Here is a 19,273-nt window from a genome sequence, read left to right as displayed (position 1 = left end):
GCGTCGAGGATCTCGTTCTGCAGACGCTCGGTCATCGTCTTCTCACGACGGCCCTTCGCGTAGCTGACGAGCCAGCGCAGCGCGAGCGTGTTCGCGCGGTGCGGCTTGACCTCGACCGGCACCTGGTAGGTCGAACCGCCGACGCGGCGGCTGCGCACCTCGAGGGTGGGACGGACGTTGTCGAGAGCCTTCTTCAAGGTGGCGACGGCGTCCTGGCTGTTCTTGGCCTCCACGCCGCGCAGCGCGTCGTACACGATCGACTCGGCGAGCGACTTCTTGCCGTCGACGAGGATCTTGTTCACGAGCTGGGTGACGATGGGGGCGCCGTAGACCGGGTCGTTGACGACGGGGCGCTTCGGGGCGGGACCCTTGCGAGGCATGGTGCTTAACCCTTCTTCGCGCCGTAGCGGCTACGAGCCTGCTTACGGTTCTTGACGGCCTGGGTGTCGAGTGCACCGCGGACGATCTTGTAGCGGACACCGGGCAGGTCTTTCACACGACCGCCGCGGACGAGCACCATCGAGTGCTCCTGCAGGTTGTGGCCCTCACCGGGGATGTAGGCGGTGACCTCGGTGCCGTTGGAGAGCTTGACACGGGCGACCTTGCGCATCGCCGAGTTGGGCTTCTTGGGCGTGGTGGTGTAGACGCGCGTGCAGACGCCGCGCTGCTGCGGGTTCGCCTTGAGGGCGGGCGCCTTGGTCTTGGTGACCTTGGGCGAGCGACCCTTGCGAACCAACTGCTGAATGGTTGGCACAGATTCTCCTTGTTGTGCTGCACGGTGACAGCGTTCGTGTTCTCCCCCCGATGGCCGCGGATCATGTCGATCCGTGTCGCATCGGGTTCACGTAGACCCGCCCACGCGAAAGGATGAGTGACGCGTGTTGTGTTGGGTATGCCGTGGGGGTGGCCTGTTCGCAGGCCCTTTCCCGAAGATGTGCCGCTCGCACCCGGCGTCAGCGCCGGGGCGCGTCAGCAGGCACGCGTGAGCGCACACTCTCTCATGATACGCGTGCCGGGCGAGGCGGTCAAACGTGCGTGCAGTCGCCCGCACCGGCCGCTAGGGACTCCAGAGGTAGAGCAGCGCGAAGAGCACGGTGCCGGAGAGCACGACGGCCCCGCCCGCGGCGGCGAGGACGAGCCACAACCGCGCTCTGGCGGTCGCGCGCATCAACTGCTCCTGCCGTCGACCGTCGAAGGGCGGCTGCGGGTGCCGGGCGGCCACCGCGCCGCGGTCGGCCATGACCGGGGTGGCGGCGCGGGCGCCGAACGGATCCACGACAGGAGCGTCGGGCACGTGCGCGACGCGCACGGGCGGCCGTTCCGCCCCGTTCGCGGGCTCGCCTCGCAGAGGCTCGGGCCGACCTGCCTGCGCGCGGCGACGGGCCGCGCGGTGTGCCGCGATCGTGTCGCTCGTCGGCGGTGCGTCATCCTCGTCCTCCGCCGCCCGCCGAGGTCCCGGCCGGCCTCCTCGCGGGGCCCGGAGAGTGGTGTCGTCGATCTCGCGGTCGTCTCCGGCCGACTCTGCGAGCCGCACGTCGTCCGGCGTCCCTCCGCTTTGGCCGACGTCGCCGCTCACTCGCCCTCCCGCCGCACCTGCAGTTCGGCGTCCCCGAGGAGGAACCGGGCGCTCAGCCGCTCCGAGACCCCCGGCGCGGCGTCGACCTCGGCGCCATCGGCGCCGATGAGAATCACCCCGTTCGTCGAGTCGAGATCGATCACGCGCCACCCCTCGGCGCCGAGCTCGAGTCGCGCGTGGGTCTTGGACACCGTCCGGGTCTCATCCGAGATCGGGACGAGCTGAGCCTCGGGGAACGCCTGATCCGGGGTCGGGCGGCGACCGAGGATCACGGTGTCACTCGTGAGGGGAACGGGCGCACCGAGCGGCGGCACGAGCGTCCAGGCCGTGCGACGACGCACGGCGACGAAGGTCTCGTCGAACGCGTCGTCGTCGGGGATCTCGGGCGCGGCATGCTGAGCCGACACCGAGGCGCGCGCCGATCTCGGCGAGCCGAGGGTGGGAGCGCCTGCGACCGCGGAGACCTCCGCGGACGTCTCGTAGTGAGGCTCGGAGCCGTCGGGCACGGTCAGCCGCAGGGCTCCCGGACCGGCGGTCGTCACGGCCGGCGGAGCCCAGGGATCGGAGGCCGGGGATGGGGCCGGGGGCGGGGGCGGGGTGCCGGCGGGCAGCGGCGCGACGCCCCCGCCGTCACCGATGTCGTCCTCACCGACGCCCGGTACCGCCCGGATGGGCGCGGCAGGGGGTGTCGGCGCCTGCGGGACGTTCCGGCCCTGCACAGGGAAGGTCTGGGTGAACGGAGCGCGGCTCTCGAATCCCGGCACGCGTGCGCCGTCGTCGGTCTCCCGCATGGTCGAGCGGAAGGCTGCCGCCGTCGGCGGGGCGGGGGCGGCCGGCGCAGATTCGACTCCAGGCGGGCTGGTTGCCGGCACCACCGAAGGAAAGCCTCCGGTCGGGGCCGGCGGGCGCGGCGGCACCTCGGGGCCGCCGGCCGCGCCGTGCGCGCCGAACACCGACGAGGCGGGCAGCCGGCTCGCGTAGGGCGTGGCGATCCGCTCGTCGAGCTCCGCGGGGATGCCGCGGCGGAGCGGGCCGGCCACGGTCGTCGTATCGGAGCCGATCCATCTCGCGGCCCCCCAGCCGAGAACGCTCGACCAGACGGGGAACACGAGCGCCGCCACGACGGTCATGCCCGATCCGTACCCGAAGGCCCGCCCGATGCGGTGGCAAGCGACCACCATGGTCGCGTACAGCGCGATCCACCCGAGAACGGGAACGAGGGCGAGAAGCACGAACCACGCCGTGAAGCCGCCGAGCCGGAGCACCACCGCGGCGTTGAGGAAGGGCACCCACGCCTGCCAGCCCTCCTCCCCCGCCTTTCGGAAGACGGCGGACAGGCTCAGCGCGGTCCAGACGTAGATCGCCAGAGAGACCAGGACGGAGGGAAGTGCGGTGACCAGGAGCGGGGAGTCGTTCATGTTGAGCGCGTGTCGCCCTTCGGGCGCCGCGTCCTCCTCTCGTGATGTCGTGTGGCGCCCGGTCGGGCGTCTGTGTTCCGGGATGCGAGAGCCTGGGTGAAGGATCTCAACGATACGGCCGCACGCGCCCGCTGCCACAGGCTTCGTCCGAGGACGAGCGCGCGGCGCTCATCCTCGACGATCCGCCAGAACTCGTCGACGTCGGACTCGGGCACGGCGGCCCCCGCGAAGACCGCACGGTCGGCGCGCTCCGCGAGCACGGTGGCCTGCGGCGTCGCGTAGACCACCGCCTGCTCACTCCTCGTCCGCGCCGCAGGCGCGGGGAGGCCCCGGTCCACGGCGGCATCGACGTACTCGTCCCAGCCGCCGATGATCGACCGCGCGCCGTCTGCCTCGTGCCGCCGCCGGCGACGGCGGAGCACCTTGGCGACGAGGATGACGATGAGGGGACCGGCGATCAGTCCGAGCGCGGCGACGACGATCCCGATCGTGCGCACTACGCGCCAGAGCGCCGTGAGATCGAGGGGACCCGTGTCATCCGTGTCCTCGGGGGATGCGGCGTCCTGCTGGACCGGGTCGGGAGGCACGACCTCGTCGGCGGTCTCGGGCCGCACCTCGGTCGCGTTCTCCGGGTCGCGCTGCCGGGTCAGATCCGCGTCGGGGGCGATCGCGCTCTGCGGGGTCGCATCCAGGGCGACCCACTCGCCGCGGGCCGCTTCGACCTCGGTCCACACGGCGATGTCGGACCCGCGGCAGATCCCGTCCTCGCACGCGGCCAGACCGTCGGCATCGGGGCCGAGGCGTGCCCCGACGACCACGCGAGCGGCGAATCCCAGCTCGCGCGCGATCAGCGCGGCGGCGACGGCGAACTGCTCGTCGTCGCCGATCGCTGCGACGAGCGATCCGCCGTCGGCGTCCGCCTCCCTCTGCAGCAGAGCGCGGAACATCGCGTCGATCCGGGCGAGCGAGTGACCCGAGGCACTCGGGTGGAACACGTAGCCCTCGAGGCCGGACATCCAGGCCGGTGGGGCGGCGGGGTCGATCGACACGGCGTGACTGAGGTACCCCCGCTCACGCAGCAGTGCGATGAGCGACTCGAGCGCCGCCCCGCCCGTCCCCTCGACGTGGGTCGCCACCCACTCGCGGAGCGACTCGGGCGCCTCGACACCCGCGCTGGCCGACGCCGACCCGTCGACACCGGCCAGCGACCGCGGCGTCGGCTCGACGGCATCCAGCACGTACCCGTCGCCGGCGGCGACACCGCCCTCCGCGACCTGGACTCCCGCCTGCAGGTCGGCGCTGTAGTAGAACGAGTCGGCGAGGGCGAGCGAGCGCCCGCCCTCGAAGTCGACGGACGCTGTGGCCCCGACGGTCGGCAGCCAGATGCCCTCGAGATCGGCGATCTGCACGCCGGCGCGAACCCGCTCACCCGGTCCGGCATCGAGCGCGGACGGCACGCGCACGAACCGACCGCCCCCGACCGGCCCCGCCGGGTCGACGACGCGGTACACCTCGCCGTCGTAGTGGGACAGCGTCGCGATGCGGACGCGCTGCGCGCTCCCCTCGAGGTCGTCCACCCGGAAGAGCTCGCGGTCCACACGATCGGCGTCGAAGTTGGACCGGTACAGCGTGAGCGGGCTGGTGGCCCGAGAGAGCGCGATATCGGGCCCGACGCCGCTGCGCAGGACCGTGCGGTCCACCCCCTGGGCGATCGCGGGGGTGACGAGCGCGCCGACGGTCACGGCAGCGAGGATCATCGCGCCGCCGAGCGCCAGACGTCGCGTCTCGGATCCCCCGCGGCGGCGGGTGAGGCGCACACCCGTCGCCGTCGCCGCGCGGCGGAGGCTGCGCGCGCGCTCGTCGGAGGACTGCCATGCAAGCCAGATCAGGCTGGCGACGAGTCCGGTCGCGCCGATGGCGGTCTCGAGGGGCGCGGGTATCGAGATGCCCGCGAGCTCGATCGGCGCGCTGACCACGGTGCGACCGAAGAGCAGCCCGAAGGCGAGCATCCCGATCGCGATGAGCACGGCGAGGCCGGATGTCGGGGGTCGCCGCCACGCGAGCAGCAGGCCCGTGGGCACCCCGATCAGGAACACCAGCAGCGCCGGCACGAGCAGGTTGCGGTAGTCGCCCGCCGGCAGTGGGATGGTCAGCAGGTCCTTCCACGCGGTGATCGCCCCGCGCAGCACCTCCGCCAGCCCCGCCGGCCAGTCCCCCGGCGAACCCCGTCGGCCCGGCACCGCGAGGGGAACTCCGAGCAGGAGCACCGCGCCGCCGACCGCCGCCGCGACGATCCACGCGGGCCAGCGCAGAGCCTGTGCGGTTCCCGCGATGGCCGCGCCGACGACGACGGCGACGACCACCAGCAGGACGAAGGCCGAGGAGCGATAGATCGGCCAGGCGGCGAGGGCCGCCAGGAGCGTGACCACCGCCATGTAGCAGCTGCCGGCGACGAGGCGCCTGGTCGAGTGCGGGTGCTTCACGCGACCGCTCCCCGCAGCATCAGGCCGGCGAGGTCCTCGAGTACCCCGATCGTGAGCACCGCCGCGCCGCCGCTGGTCTGCACGCGGGGGTGGGCGCGCTCGTCGCAGACCACCTCGATCACGGCGGTGTCGGCGGGGAAGGCCAGGGCGGCCCGGCGGCGCTCCGGCACGGCGACCTGCGAGCCGCAGACGATGATCGCGATCGACAGGGCCGGCTTGGACTCGGCCGTCAGGCGGCACACGCCGGCGAGACTCATCGTGTCGGTGTAGGTGCGCACGCTGCAGAACCCGTCCAGGAGGGCACGGGGCGAGGACGCCTGGATGTCCTGGATCGCCCGCAGCCGACCGCTCACCGCCCGCGGCACCTCGGCGCCGGTGACGACGTCGAGGTCGCGTCCGTCGCGGACGGCCTGCGCCCCCAGCGAGGCCGCCGCGCTGACGGCGAGCTCGAACTCGTCCTCGTCGGCGTACTCCAGCACGTCCACCCCCAGCACGATCGCCATGCGGGATCGGCGGGACTCCTCGAACTGGCGCACCATGAGCCGACCTGTCTTGGCTGTGGACTTCCAGTGGATCTGACGGCGGGTGTCGCCGGCGGCGTATTCGCGGATCGCGTGGAACGACATGTCGGCATCCACCAAGCGCCGCGTGGGGTGACCCTCGAGGTCGCGGATGAGACCGGCGCTGGTGGAGGGCACGGCCGCGGTCCGGGGGTGGACGTACAGCCGGTGCACGTCGTCCCAGGCGTGCTCGCGACGCATCAGTCCGATGGGGTCGGTGCGCACGGCGGTGGGCGGGCCGACCGGGATGATCCCGCGACGGGGCGCCGGGATGGTCAGCGGCTGCGCGACCACGTGTCCCGCACGCATGAGCGGCACCCCGAGCTCGAGGAGCCCGTCGCCCACCGGAAGATCGAGACGCCCGGGCAGCGTGGCACGCCGCCCACGGTTGCGCACGACGATCTGCCCCTCGACGGCGTCGCCGGCCACGATCCGCTCGTGCTCGAGCTCGACCAGGACATCGTAGGCGCGCGCGCCGAAGAGGAACGGGACGGAGAGCGCGAGCAGCGCGATCGACACGATCGCGGCGACGATCCACTCGACCCAGCCGAAGACGACGCCGGTGACGAGCCCGATCGTGGCACCCGTCACGACGAGCCATCCCGCCGGCGTGATGGTCTGCGCCGTGCGCTCCGCCGCCGAGGCCACGGTGCCGCGGACGCCGCGCCAGGCGCCCGCCCACCAGACGACGGCGCCCACGAGCTTCTGCCCGCGTGCCGTGGTGGTCACGCGGGTGCGGGTCGCCGACGCCGAGGCGGTCGTGGTGCGCGTCAGGCGCACGTCGGGAGGCAGGGTCATCCGGCGTCGCGTCTGGTCGGGGGCGGCACGTCGAGCAGCACCTGTCCGATGACCGCCTCGGAGGTCACTCCGTCGAACTCGGCCTCGGGGTGCAGGATGAGCCGATGGGCGAGCACCGCCACGGCGAGGGATTTCACATCATCGGGCGTCGCGTAGGTGCGTCCCTGCGACGCGGCCCGCGTCTTCGCCGCGTGCGTGAGGGCGAGAGCGCCACGGATGCTGACACCCAGCCGCACCTGATCGGCCGAGCGGGTCGAGTCCACGATCCGGGCGATGTAGTCGAGCACGAGCGCATCGGTGAAGACATCCCGCGCCAGATCCTGCATGCCCACCAGAGCCTGCGGCGCGATCACCGGCGCGAGGTCGTCGATGCGGACGGCGGCGCCGTCGAGGATGCGCACCGTGGCGGCGTGGTCGGGATACCCGAGGGAGGCCTTCATCAGGAACCGGTCGAGCTGGGCTTCGGGCAGACGGTAGGTCCCGGCCTGCTCCACGGGGTTCTGGGTCGCGATCACGAGAAAGGGCACTCCGACGGGTCGGCTGACGCCGTCGACGGTGACCCGGCCCTCTTCCATGACCTCGAGCAGCGCGGACTGCGTCTTCGGGCTCGCGCGGTTGATCTCGTCGGCGAGGACGATGTTGGCGAACACGGGACCGGCGTGGAACTCGAACGCCCCGGTCTTCTGGTCGTACACGGTGATTCCGGTGATGTCACCCGGCAGCAGGTCGGGCGTGAACTGAATGCGCGTATTGGTGCCCTGCACCGACTGCGCCAGAGCACGCGCGAGCGATGTCTTGCCGGTGCCCGGCACGTCCTCGAGGAGCACGTGGCCCTCGCTGAGGAGGGCCGTCAGCACGAGCTCGATGACGTGTCGCTTGCCGAGGATGGCGAGCTCGATGTTGTCGGCGATCTGCGAGAAGGTCTGCGCGAACCAGGTGGCCTGTTCCTGGGAGAGGGTCATCGGAGCGTGTCCTTCGGAAGCGGGGCGGATGCGGTCATGATCACGGGGTGCTCTCCTCCGGAAGGGCCGGGGTCTCGTGCTCGGGCTCCGGCTCGGGCTCCGGCTCGGGCGGCGGCGGCGCGGGATTGTTCGGGTCGCAGCCGCCGCCGAACGATGCGGACGCGGCGTCGAGTCCCCACCCCTGCGCGCTCCAGTCGGCGGTGACGCCGATGTTCGACACGGACACCGCGCCGATCGGCACGACGCCCGTCGAGGCGTCGAAGGGCAGCGCCGCTCCCCCGGCGTCGCGGAACACCGCGCCCCCGAGCGCGAACGAGATCGCGGCCGCATCCCCCGACGAGTCGCCGCTGACCGCGAGGGGGCTGCCGCCGATGCAGGACGTGACGCTCCAGCGCGCCCAGATCTGGTAGGGCGCACTGCCGGCGCGCGGCGTCGCCGTCGCCCATCCGGTCGAGGTATCCCACAACCGGTGCGTGTAGCGGATCTCCAGGCCGGGGTTGCGGTCGAAGACGCCGGTGGGCGGACCCCCGCGGTACTCGACGACGTTGTTGTTGGGCACGGGCTCGGAGGAGGTGGGTCGATCCCGGATGATCCAGGTCGCCTGACGGTCGGTCACGACGGGGGTCGACGAGACGACGTAGGTGAAGCCTCGCGGTGCGTCGCCGCTCTGCACGGCGCGCACGGATGCCGCGGCCGAAGCCGTCCCGAACGTCCGGTCATCGATCACCGACGCGACGCACGCCGTGAAGCCGTACTCATCGCCGTCGGGGAGCCCGACGAACGCCTCGGTCGGATCGGACTGCGTCGGTTCGCAGTCCGATCCCGCGCGCACGATGCCGAACAGCAGAGACGAGCCGTCGCCTCCGCTGGATGCCGACGCCCGCGCGCGCACCGTCGTCGTGCCGTCGCCGGCCGACACCGCCTCGAGCGTCAGCTCGGCATCCCGGGGAGCCCCCACGCCGTTGGCCAGCGCCGTCACGGAGCCACCGGAGGTCGACCCCGGGAGCCCCGGGGGAACGGCGAATCGGGAATAGGGCGTGACGGTGACGGGCGTGGCCGTGTTGGCTCCCACCCGGAACCGCGCCAGCGTGACCTCGGTCTCGCCGCGACCGACATCCACGCGCGCGCTCTCGCCGGCCGCGCTCACGATCTCGAGGTAGCCGGTGCCCGCGGCGTCGACGCCGTCGATCCGCAGAGACACGACGCCGCCTTCACCGCCGGTGACCACGGGCGAGGCCGTGAGGGATGCCGGAGCCGAGGGAGGATCGTAGGCCCAGGCGACGACGCGCACGACACCGGCGGACTCTCCCACCGCGTTGACGGCGGCCGCCTCATAGCTGCGCTCCTCCCCGTTGGGGGCGGAGATCACGGGACACGTGCCGTCCGCCGCGCACGTCGCCACGACCGCACCCGCATGCCGCACCACGAATCCCGTCAGCGCCGGGTACGCCTGACGGGCCTCACCGGGATCAACGCGCAGGGTCACCAGGCCGTCGTCGTAGGCGACCTGCGTGACGCTCGCGGGGGTGCGGGGGAACCCCTGCAGGTCGAGCAGAAGCGAACCGTCTCGGTCGGCAGTGGTCACGCGGCCCTGCGCGTCTCGCACCGAGAAGGCCGCGGTGCATGTCGCGCCGGGGGCGTCAGCGGCCCAGCTCGCGGCGACCGAGGCGGGGCCCGCGACCGAGAAGGACACCCCGGCGCACTCACCGGTCGAGCGCACGGCGACGAGCTCGAGCGGAGTCCGGGGCAGGGGGTTGACCTCGCCCGCGCCGCCGAGAACCGGAATCGTGCAGGACGAGCCCGCGGCCTGGGAACAGGTCTGCACGAGGGTGCCTCCGCGGGGCAGGGTCACGGGAGCGGCACCCACCCGCAGGATCAGCCGGGCGGGCGCGACGCCCGTATGGCTGGTGACGGTGACCTGCACCGCCTCCTCGGTCCCCGGCACGGCGCGGTCGGCGCCGGTGATCTGCACGACGCCGTCCAGGGCCGTCACATCGAAGGCCGAGCCGGTGTACTGCGTGACGTAGACGAGGCGGTCCCAGTCCTCCGTGCCCTGCCACGTCGTGAGGGTGCGCAGGTCGTAGGTCGCACTCTCTCCGGGGCCGACGGTGAGCGATCCGCTGCGCAGCTCGGGTTGCGGCTCGACGGCGAGGATGTGCACCGGAACCGACAGATACGTCCATTCTTCGATCCCCACGATGCGCACCGGGACGTGGCATGCATCCACCCACGGTCCACCGAATCCCGCGTCGTAGCGGATGCGCGTGCCGTCCTCGACGGTGCAGGAACCTTCGGCGCGCGCGCCCGATGCGCTCACGTCGGGTCCGAGTTCGATGTCGCTTCCCCTCGGCGACGCGACGAGGGCATCCATGTCGAACGTCCGGGACCGCCCCTCCGTGACATCGAGCGCGCGCACACTGCTGCGCAGCGCCAGGGTGAGATCCTGCTCACCGGGGATGCGCAGGAACCCGTACGTCTCGACGGGGCCCGCGGGTCCCTCTCCCTGGAGGCGGAAGGCGACCAGCCGCGACTGCATCGGGAGGGGTCCGGAGACGCGATCGCCCGACACCTCGACACCCGCGGGTTCGCCCCACAGACTCAGGGTCAGATCGGATGCGTCTCCGCCAGACCACGACACCTTGCCCGCGACGACGTCGACGCCGCGGGTGAACTGCTCCCTCGTCTCGACCGTGAGCACGGTATCGGCAACGACGGGATAGTTCGGCACGGCCTCGCGCACGACCTTGACCACGATCAGACCGCGCCCGGTGTTGCCGGAATCGCTCTCGACGTCGTAGAGGAACGACATGGTCGCGGGCTGCGTGCCGGCCGCGATCGTGACGGACTGGTCGTCGACCGCGCGGATGAGCGCGTCCTGTCGCATGAACTCCGGGCTCGAGGTGCCGTCCTCGAGCGTCGCGACGAGGTCGGGTCGCACATCCGTCAGCGTCAGCGCACCCCGCGTGGGGTCGACGTCGTTCGCGAGGGGGCTGATCCGGATCTCGCTCGCCGCACCCGCCTGCACCTGGACGTAGTCCGTGAAGGTCACGGGGCTGGGGTTGGTCTGCTCGTCGAGCACACCGATCCGGGCGGTCGCGGTGCCCGTCACACCGAGGCTGTCGACGACCCGGTAGCGGAACGAGACCTGGCCCTGGAATCCGGACACGCTGGAGTACACGATCGACGCACCGTCGGCAGCGAGGGTCGCCGACCCCGACTCGGGCTGTGTGAGGACGGCGTCGAGCACCACCGCGTCGCCATCCGGATCGACCCCGAACCCGTCGAAGTCCACGGTGGTGGACTGGCCGCTGAGGACGCGACCCTCGAGGGTCTCGGGCAGCGGGGCGCGGTTGGCATCGTCGGAGGTGACCCGCACCCGTACGCTCGCCGTGTCGGCGAGCGAGGGCGACCCGGAGGCGAACACGCCGTAATCGATCGTGTACTCCCCCGGCTCATCCGGCGCGAGATAGCGGAGCGAGTCGCCCGCCGCGAAGGCGAGGGCGCCGGGTGCGCTCGAGCGCACCGACTCGGGGTTCAGGGTGAGGGCGGACCCGGCGGGTGCGACGTCGTTCTCGAGCACGGGGATGTCGATCTGTGCCCCCTGGCGCACGACCACACGGTCCTCGACCGCGATCGGCGCCAGCTCGGGGGCGGGCGGCAGGAGGTAGATCGTCGCCTCGCCCTCGACGCGTGATCCCGTGTCATCGGTGCCGTCGCTGACCGTGTAAGTCACGGTGCCGAGCACACCGGGGGCTCCGGAGGCGGTGGTTCCGGAGACCCGCAGCGAGTCCTGCGCGACGACGTCCACCGACAGGTTCGACCCGTCCCGCGCCGTCGCGCGCACGTCGCTGAGCAGCAGCACCCGCCGGGTGGGGTTCGACACGGTGCGGAACACATCCACCGTGGCGTCCTCGCGCGGATGCACGAAGGCCACCACCGGAGCCGTCGTCAGCTGGGCCTGGGCGTCCTCGTCGAGCAGTGTGATGCGGGCCGTGGCGGTCACCTCGCTCGACCCGTCGCCCACCGTGTAGCTCACGCGGTACACGCCGCTCTCGCGAGCGGTGATGTCGAAGGCCGTGCCCCCGGGAGCTGCGACGGCGGTCGCCGGGGCGTCATCGAGGACACGCACCGAGGTGAGCGAAACGAGGCCGGCCGTGCCCGTCACGTGCGGGGCGACGTCGACCGTGAAGCCCCCCTCGCTCAGGGTGTCGATGAGGGCGAAGGACTGGGCCTGCAGGGCCGGCTGCTGCCCGATGCGCACCGACACATCCATCGAGGTGATCCCGCCGCGGGTGTCGGCGACCGAAACGCTCAGCTCCACCTGCTGGGCGGCGCCCGAGCCGTCGTCGGAGTGCTGATAGACGACTTCGCCGGCCGGGGACGCCGCGACCGTGCCGATCCCGGAGGGGTTCTGCACCGACGCCAGCAGCAGGGGATCGCCGTCGGGATCGACCCAGCCCTGCAGCACCGGCACCACGACGGTGCCGCCGGGGGCGACCTCCGCCGACGGACGGTCGGCGAGGCAGCCCGTGGTCCCGCACCACTGCGGAGCGGCGTTCTCGGCATCGCCGACCACGGACAGCGTCACGGTGGTCGGCTCCGAGACGAGCCCCGGCGCCGCCGTGCCGTCGGTCACGCGGTAGGAGAAGGATGCCGAGCCCTGGGCCGCGGCATCCACCCGTACCGCGAGGCGCTGCCCGTTGTCGGTGATGGTCACGACTCCGAACCCGGGGTCCAGTCCCGTGACGGACTCGGGGTCGATGCTCAGGACGTCCTCGTTGGGATCGTGATCGTTGAGCAGGACCGGAAGGCTCGCCAGCGCGCCCCCGCGAACCCCGAAGGCATCGGGCTGGGCGATCGGCGGCTTCGGATCGAGCACGACCGCCGCCTGCTCCTCGCTCTCCTGGGCCTGCGCGTCGATCTGGTCGCCGAGCGTCCAGTCCTGACTGGAGGGCAGCAGCCTTCCCGACGGCAGATTCCAGACCCAGCCCGACCGCGTCTCGTTGAGCACGACGGCGCCGGAGCCGACGACGAAGACCGGTCGACGTTCGTCACCGAGCGTGCCGCCGCCGTATTCCAGCGCCGAGGACTGCGTCTGCGAGTTCCAGAGCACGCCGTCGCCCGCGCCCTGCGGCAGCCAGGCGGCGTAGGCGACCCCGTCCACGGTCACGGGGGCGGCGGGAGCGCCGAGTATCTGTTCGCCGGTGCCCTCCTCCCGGACGGGGGCGGAACCGTCGGCGGGCAGCCGCACAAGACTGGTCTCATCGGCGATCAGCGCGGCGTCCGCCGTCGCCGACGCCACCCCCAGCACCCGCCCGCCGACCGTCTCGGTCTCGATCGCGACGTCGTCGCCCCGGCGCCATGCGCGCCCGTCGTCGAGGTCGACGACGAACCACACGTCCCCCGCCGCGGTGATGCCCGGGTCGTCGACCTCGAACCGCGCCTCGTCGCTGCCCCGCGCCTGGCCCGTGGGGATGTCGTAGCGCAGCACGGCGGCGTCCCTGGCCGAGTAGCTGTACAGCATCCCCCGTTCGTCGACCGCGATCGCGTCGGCGGCGTACGACGGCGCGTCATCGTCGGCACCCGAGAACGGATCCACCTGCGCGGGCGACGCATCGGAGAGTCGCCCGGCCCACACCGCACCCGAGTCGGTGAGGTAGGCCGCGAAGTCACCCGCGACCGCCACGTCGACGGTGCCCTCGGGAGTGGAAGGCGATTCGCGCAGGGCGTCGTCGTCGATGTCGACCGGCAGCGCCTCGTCGATGCGGGTCACCTTTCCGAAGCTCTCGGAGAAGAGGTACGCCCCCGACGCGCTCTGCGCCACCATGCTCGGATTTCCGATGCCCCGGACGGTGTCCAGCTCGCCGATGGCGGTGTTGACGCGGGCGTAGCGTCGCCCGTCGCCGGTCTGCAGCGCCCAGACGGACGCATCGGTGCTGGGGGTCTCGCGGGCATCGAGCCCCGGCCACACGACGCTCACCCCCGCGATGACACCGACCGCGGCGAGACCGGCCAGGCCCGCGATGAGCGTGCGCCGCCCGCGTTTCACAGTCCGCCCGATCCGATGAGCGCGCCGAGGACACCGGCGACGACCCCGAAGGCCACCACCGCGACCCCGCCGAGGATCCAGGGCCAGCGGCGGGTGCCCGGCTCCACGCGCCCCGAGATGTCGGCGTCTTCGTCACGGGCGAGCGCCGCCACGCCCACCCGGGCCGGGGCCTTGCGCACCGTTGCCTGCTCGACCCAGGTCCGCGCGGGGCCCCGCAGCGCGGCATCCGAGAAGTCGACGGCCGCCGGCGTGGGAGCCCACTCGTCGGTCGCGACCTCGAGCGGCGTCTGCGGCAGGCCCAGCTCGGTCTGCACGGCACGCAGGGCCTCGCCCAGCGACAGTGCGTCGGAGTGACGCCGCTGCGGTTCGCGGCTCATCGCCTTGGCGAGCACCTCCTGCAACGAATCCGGCACATCCGCCCGGGTCAGCCTCGGGTAGGTCGCGCGCGTGATCCGCCGGCGCAGGTGCTCGCGGGTGTTCTGACCCCGCTCGAGGCGCTCGAAGGGACTGTGCCCCGCGAGCAGCGAGTAGACCGTGGCCCCGAGCCCCCACACCTCGCTGGCGACGGTGCCGCTCGTGGATTCGGTGATCACCTCCGGAGCGCTCCAGGGCACGCTCATGGCCAGCACCTCGTCGGCCTTGCCACGGGCGAGGGAGGAGGAGATGCCGAAGTCGGCCAGCACCGGCGCGCCGAAACTCGTCACGAGGATGTTGCTCGGCTTGACGTCGCGGTGCACGAGGCCCGCGCGGTGCGCGGACTCCAGCGCGCTCGCCATCTTGACGCCGATCGCGAGCACCTCCGCCACGGGGATGCGCTCGACCCGATAGCGCTGCGAGAGCGAACCGGGGCAGTACTCCATGACGATGTAGGGCCGCCCCTCGGCCGAGATCCCGGCCTGGTACACGGTGACGATCGACGGGTGCGCCGAGAGATGGGCGAGCACATCGGCCTCGGCGTTGAACATGCGCAGCAGGTCGGCGTCGCGCACGTCGCTGGGCAGCACCTTGACCGCGACGTGACGACGCGGCATGTCCTGTTCGTACAGGAACACGTCGGCGAATCCACCCGAGCCGAGCGGGCGGATGTAGGTCAGCCCGGGCAGCAGGGGAGGATCGGACGGCAGCCGCTTGGCCACATTTCCCCCCCCAGTGACGCCCGACGTCGGCGTCGATGACTCTCCCGGAGCGCTCACAGCCCCCGTCACGGTGAGCACCCTCCCCGCCCACGCGAGGATGGCTCACATGCTAACAGCGCCGTGGCCGCGGGATGCTGGGGGATCACTGATCGCGCTCGCCCCTGTGGAGAGGCGGATCGCCCGGGTCGAAGGGCGAATCGAGGCTGCGTGAGAGCTCCTCGAGCATCGACTCGATCTGCGGCTCGACGTACTGCGTGATCGCGGACTGGATGCGCAGGCGGTGGCGAAGGAGCAGTGTGCACACCTCGCGGCCGACGAGGTTGGCGTAGTCGTCGGCGAGTCCCACCTCCTGCCGGAGGGCCGCCTTGGCGTCATCGCTCAGCGCGGGCAGTTCCGGCACGTCGGCGTCGACCTGCTGCGCCAGCTCGGCGATCGTGAAGAGGAAGGGCGCGCCCGGCTGCGGCTCGGGATCCAGGGGGAGCCCCTCGTACTCGGGCTCGAGGCCCTCAGCGGGCCGGTAGGTGCGAGCGCGGTTGCGCGCAGCCTGCTGATCGAGCTCACCCTGCAGCATGGGCAGATTGCGCGCGGTGTAGACCGCGACGGCATGGTCGACGATCGTCTTGACCCTCGTCGAGAGGCCGTGCTGCACGCCGTGCGGCACATCGGAGCCCAGACCCGCCGCCGAGAGCACGGGAGAGCCGAAGCAACGACGGCACGGCGCGAGGCGCCCGCGGTGCGTCGCGGGCTCCCAGCGGGGAAGCCAGCGCAGCCAGGCGTCGACCGCCTGGCTCACCTGCGTCTCGAGCGAGCGCTCCATGCCCCCCACCGTAGCCCCGAACGCCCGGAACGGCGCGCTTTTCGGGCTCAGCGGTCTTCGTCGTCGCGTTCCCAGGGCCAGCGCGGGACGCCGGGACCGGAGCGCGCCGCGACGGCCGCTCCCGCGCCGGCGACGACGCCCGCCACGGCGATGGTGACCGAGACCCAGGACAGCAGGACAGCCCCCCCGATCGCGAGCGCGCGCAGCGGGTCCGCGCCGACGCCTACTGCGCCGACGAGCACGCCGGCGCAGTAGGCGGCCGCCGCGGCGGCACCGCCGCCCAGCGCCTGCCCGACACCCCCCGCGCCGCGCAGCAGCGCGGGGGCGGTCACGGCGACGAAGCCGCCGAGCGCCGCGATGGTGCCGATGATCCCCGGCACGGGTCCGAGCCCCGGCTCGTCGATGACCGCATCGCCCGTGAGCAGCGATGCCATGCCGAGGGCGAAGACCAGCAACGCGAAGAATCCCGCCGTGGCGAAGGCGACGATCGTCCACGCGCGCCGAGTATCCGCTCCCGCGTCATCGGCGCCCACCGGATGCTCCGCTACGACCGGACCAGGGTGGGCCCGGCTTCGAGCGTGCGCTCATACTCTCGCTGCGCCTCGTTGTTGAGCTCGGAGACGCGCCTGCCGCGCGCGGAGATCCACGCGCCGTACCAGATCGCCAGCTCGCGGCCGATGACGAAGGCGGCGAAGGCCAGAGGAGCAACCAGCTGCGCCTCGACGAGCTCGGCGCCCTCGGTGCGGGTGAGCTGCCAGAACGGCGCCTCGAAGAGCTGTCCCACCAGGTGCGCGCCGTATGCGACGAATCCGAGGAGCAGCCCCCAGACGACCCAGTGCCCCCAGCGTCCGCGGTTGATGATCGCGCCGAGCAGCCAGAAGCCCACGAAGTAGGTCGCCGTGGTGATCCACAGCCACCAGGAGGTGGCCCCGGAGATGGCGCCCTCGAGCACCGAATCGAACGTGTACGTGCCATCGAGCAGTCCGATACCCAGGGCCACGGCGAGATAGAGCACCGCGAACGAGAGCGCGGCGAGCAATCCGATCAGTCCGGCGGCGGCGCGGTTGCCGCGGGGGCGCGGCGCCTCGGGCGCCTGCACGAAGATCGGCTGAGGGCTCGCGGGCGACGCCGCCGGTGCGACGGCGACCGTCTCGGCGGCCGGTTCCGGGGAGGTGACCGGAGCGGGGGCGTCGTACACCGTCGGCGACGACGCGTAGGCGGCCGTCGCGGCGGCGGCGGGCGCGGCGTCGGTCTTCGAGGCGGCGGGAGGCGTGTGCGAGGTGGCGGGCTCGTCGCTCGTGTCGCTGGGCGTCTCGTATCCGGCGTAGCGCGCGGCGAACGCCGCGTCGTCCTCGTCGGTCTGCCCACCGGCTGCCGGGGCGGTGGCGGCGGCGGGGGCGCGGTCGATGTCGCGCTGGGCGGCTTCGGCGCTGGCGAGCCCCTCGTGGGCACGCCCCACGACATCCTCGTCCGCGGGTCGCGGGTCCTCGACGGGATCGCCCGGGGCCTTGCTGGCGTCGCTCATGGGTGCACTCCTCACGCGCGGGCGTCCGACCCGCGTCGTCAGGGTACCCTCCGCGGTGTCGGTGCTCCGTAAGGCGTGCCGACGCGTGTCGGAGTCCGCAGCGAAGCGGGCGAGACGCTAAGGCCACACCCGGCTGACGGTGCTCGAGAGCTCGGTGGGCGGTCCGGGGTACGAGCGGATGCTGGCGAGCCAGAGACCGCCCCGCAGGATGTGCGTCTCGGCATCCACCCCCTCTGCCGCGCCCCGCTCGCAGCGCACCCCGTCGGCGTCCGGCGCGCAGGTGAACCCCGTCGCACCCAGGATCCGGGCCGCCTCCCCCGCCGCTCGATCGGAGACCGTTGCGACCGTCAGGACCGCCCGCCCCGCATCGCCCTGCCAGGAGCATCCGATGAGGATCTGCGCGCCGAAGGCCTCGGGCAGCGCGGGAACGGCGGACGGGGGCGGCGTGGCCGCCTCGTCGAGAGTGAGGGACCAGTCGCTGCTCAGCCGCTCCCAGAGTCCGCCGGGGTAGAGGTCCTCGCAGCGGGAGGGGAACGTCGGCGAATCCGGGGCCTCCGCGACGGCGGGCTCCGGTGTCGGGGAGGGAGAAGGGAGCGCCGCCGAACCGCCCTGCGCCTGCGCCGGCAGGAGGTCGCCGCGCAGGGCCTGGCCCGCCCAGTCCGCGACGACCGACGCCATCGGCAGCGCAAGCCACACCAGCGCGGCGAGCACGGCCGCCGACACCAAGCCCGCGAACCACGCGAACCACGTGCTGCGGCCGCCGACCCTCGCCATCCTGCGTTCCTCCCGACCGCCCCCACGGCACTGACGAGGCCACCCTAGGCGAGGCCGCCCGCTGCGAGCGGATGCCACGCGACGCGTCCCGAGAACGCCGAAGGGGCCCCGGCGAACCGGGACCCCTTCGGCGTTGCTCGACTCAGTTGTACGTGCCGGGCGTGAAGTCGTCCGTCGAGAAGCTGTCGAAGTCGACGAACCCGAGATCGGCCTCCGAGTAGACGCCGTCCGACGCGAACACGCGGTTCGGGTAGCGCTCGCTCTTGGCCTCTTCGGTCGCCTCCACCACGACGTTGCGGTACTTGCCGAGGCCGGTACCCGCCGGGATGAGCTTTCCGATGATGACGTTCTCCTTGAGACCGACGAGCGGGTCGCTCTTGCCCTGCATCGCCGCCTCGGTGAGCACGCGGGTCGTCTCCTGGAAGGAGGCGGCCGAGAGCCACGACTCGGTCGCGAGCGACGCCTTCGTGATACCCATCAGCTCGGGACGACCCGACGCCGGACGCTTGCCCTCGGCGACCGTCTGGCGGTTGATGTCGATGAAGCGACGCGAGTCGACGAGCTCACCGGGAAGCAGCGTCGTGTCGCCGTGGTCGACCACGGTGACCTTGCGCAGCATCTGGCGCACGATGACCTCGATGTGCTTGTCGTGGATCGGCACACCCTGCGAGCGGTAGACACCCTGCACGCCGCCGACGAGGTACTTCTGCACCTCGCGGGCACCCTGCACGCGCATGATGTCCTTCGGGTCGCGGGTACCGACCTGCAGCGCCTCGCCGACCTCGACGTGCTGGCCGTCCTCGACGAGCAGCGTCGCGCGCTTGAGCACCGGGTACACGGTGGGCTCGTCGCCGTTGTCGGGCGTGATGATGATCTTCTTCGACTTGTCGGTCTCGTCGATCGTCACGCGACCCGCCGCCTCCGCGATGGGAGACGCGCCCTTGGGCGTGCGGGCCTCGAACAGTTCCTGCACACGGGGCAGACCCTGCGTGATGTCGTCTGCCGACGCGGAACCGCCCGTGTGGAAGGTGCGCATCGTCAGCTGCGTGCCGGGTTCGCCGATCGACTGGGCCGCGATGATGCCGACGGCCTCGCCGATGTCGACGAGCTTGCCCGTCGCGAGCGAACGGCCGTAGCACTTGGCGCAGACGCCGACCGCCGAGTCGCAGGTGAGG

Annotated in this window: 13 protein-coding genes and 1 pseudogene; all 14 read right to left on the bottom strand. The window is 72.4% G+C overall.

Annotated features, from left to right (window positions below; all coding sequences use genetic code 11):
- On the bottom strand, positions 1–380 hold a 380-nt coding region (gene rpsG / locus DI573_RS08535; RefSeq protein ID WP_292812857.1), incomplete at its 3' end, for a 30S ribosomal protein S7.
- 5 nt (positions 381–385) lie between these two features.
- Positions 386–754, bottom strand: a complete 369-nt coding sequence (rpsL, locus tag DI573_RS08530) for a 30S ribosomal protein S12 (protein WP_292812855.1) — start codon at positions 752–754, stop codon at positions 386–388.
- 303 nt (positions 755–1,057) lie between these two features.
- A complete protein-coding gene (locus DI573_RS08525) occupies positions 1,058–1,294 on the bottom strand; it encodes a hypothetical protein (protein ID WP_292812852.1) in 237 nt (78 codons plus the stop codon).
- Positions 1,295–1,572: 278 nt separating this feature from the next.
- A complete protein-coding gene (locus DI573_RS08520; protein ID WP_292812850.1) occupies positions 1,573–2,994 on the bottom strand; it encodes a DUF5684 domain-containing protein in 1,422 nt (473 codons plus the stop codon).
- Positions 2,991–5,477, bottom strand: a complete 2,487-nt coding sequence (locus DI573_RS08515; protein WP_292812848.1) for a transglutaminase-like domain-containing protein — start codon at positions 5,475–5,477, stop codon at positions 2,991–2,993. Before DI573_RS08515 ends, DI573_RS08520 begins: the two co-directional genes overlap by 4 nt.
- Entirely contained in the window at positions 5,474–6,835 is a 1,362-nt protein-coding gene (locus DI573_RS08510) for a DUF58 domain-containing protein (protein ID WP_292812845.1), read from the bottom strand. The genes DI573_RS08515 and DI573_RS08510 overlap by 4 nt, the downstream gene beginning before the upstream one ends.
- On the bottom strand, positions 6,832–7,797 hold the full coding sequence (locus DI573_RS08505) for a MoxR family ATPase (protein WP_292812842.1): 966 nt from the start codon (positions 7,795–7,797) through the stop codon (positions 6,832–6,834). Before DI573_RS08505 ends, DI573_RS08510 begins: the two co-directional genes overlap by 4 nt.
- 40 nt (positions 7,798–7,837) lie before the next feature.
- The gene (locus tag DI573_RS08500) at positions 7,838–13,846 is read right to left on the bottom strand and encodes an Ig-like domain-containing protein (protein ID WP_292812841.1); all 6,009 of its coding nucleotides are present in this window, start codon (positions 13,844–13,846) and stop codon (positions 7,838–7,840) included.
- Complete coding sequence (locus DI573_RS08495) at positions 13,843–14,982, bottom strand: serine/threonine-protein kinase (protein WP_292812838.1); 1,140 nt, start codon at positions 14,980–14,982, stop codon at positions 13,843–13,845. The genes DI573_RS08500 and DI573_RS08495 overlap by 4 nt, the downstream gene beginning before the upstream one ends.
- A gap of 142 nt (positions 14,983–15,124) precedes the next feature.
- Positions 15,125–15,799 carry a spermidine/putrescine ABC transporter substrate-binding protein gene (locus DI573_RS08490; RefSeq protein ID WP_292812835.1) on the bottom strand — a complete coding sequence of 225 codons (675 nt, stop codon included), beginning with the start codon at positions 15,797–15,799 and terminating at the stop codon, positions 15,125–15,127.
- A 47-nt stretch (positions 15,800–15,846) separates the two neighbouring features.
- Positions 15,847–16,332 carry a hypothetical protein gene (locus tag DI573_RS08485; protein WP_292812833.1) on the bottom strand — a complete coding sequence of 162 codons (486 nt, stop codon included), beginning with the start codon at positions 16,330–16,332 and terminating at the stop codon, positions 15,847–15,849.
- Between the two features lie 11 nt (positions 16,333–16,343).
- Positions 16,344–17,324: an ABC transporter gene (locus DI573_RS08480; protein ID WP_292812830.1), complete on the bottom strand. Its 981-nt coding sequence runs from the start codon at positions 17,322–17,324 to the stop codon at positions 16,344–16,346.
- 117 nt (positions 17,325–17,441) lie between these two features.
- Positions 17,442–18,098, bottom strand: a complete 657-nt coding sequence (locus DI573_RS08475) for a hypothetical protein (RefSeq protein WP_292812828.1) — start codon at positions 18,096–18,098, stop codon at positions 17,442–17,444.
- A gap of 142 nt (positions 18,099–18,240) precedes the next feature.
- Positions 18,241–19,273, bottom strand: a pseudogene (locus DI573_RS08470) (DNA-directed RNA polymerase subunit beta'); the annotation flags it as partial.

Origin of the sequence: Microbacterium sp. (genome assembly GCF_003248605.1) — a bacterium.
Lineage (GTDB): Bacteria > Actinomycetota > Actinomycetes > Actinomycetales > Microbacteriaceae > Microbacterium.
Note: the sequence above shows the minus strand (reverse complement) of the source record. Positions and strands in the feature narration are given on the sequence as shown.